This is a genomic window from Vibrio sp. 10N.222.55.C6 (genome assembly GCF_041473395.1).
Classification (GTDB): domain Bacteria; phylum Pseudomonadota; class Gammaproteobacteria; order Enterobacterales; family Vibrionaceae; genus Vibrio; species Vibrio crassostreae_C.
The window spans coordinates 1-602 of sequence record NZ_JBFRSD010000973.1; the positions used below are offsets into that span (position 1 = coordinate 1).

The 602-nt window shown below is 44.0% G+C and carries 1 protein-coding gene; it reads left to right on the plus strand.

From position 1 onward, the window contains the following. Window positions 1-602, plus strand: a 602-nt coding sequence (locus tag AB4486_RS27125) for a hypothetical protein (RefSeq protein ID WP_372119880.1), incomplete at both ends; no start/stop codon positions are given.

The following is a 602-nucleotide window of genomic DNA, read 5'->3' on the forward strand; positions in this document are numbered from 1 at the left end:
AATAGCGACCCTTATACCGAAGTGTCTGTAAGTGCTATGCAGGAGATAAGTTACAAGGTTACCCACCCCACGAGTCATGGTGTTATAACCTATACAGTTACGGATGGACAAGGTGGATATGATACAGCAACGCTTACGATCGCCCCACAATCTAAAGTTAAACCTTATTCTTTCAGCAAGAATGGCGTGGACTATATATTGATGCCTCCTCCTTTACTTTCGCAACACATAGAGGCAGGATTTAATAACAATGAAAAAACCCTAGGGGACGACAACTATATATTTGGCGCGTTTGTGGAATATACACCCGACGAAGCATACGCCTATTGTGAAGCCATTTACCCCGGCACTACAATGTTGACGGCAGATAACGGCGACATGGCATTAGTCCAAGAGCAGATACAAAACTCACATCTTGATCACGAGCATCTCGGTTGGGAATGGGCCGATAGTTATGCCGCTGTTTCTAAGACCAGCACAAACAAGCCATTGTACTTGAACGTATCAGATAGCACCACAACAAGCAACTATAATCCCAGGCCAGCATTATGCGTAAAGAGATATGTCGACTTACCTCCAGATATCACAACACCAAGTAGAAT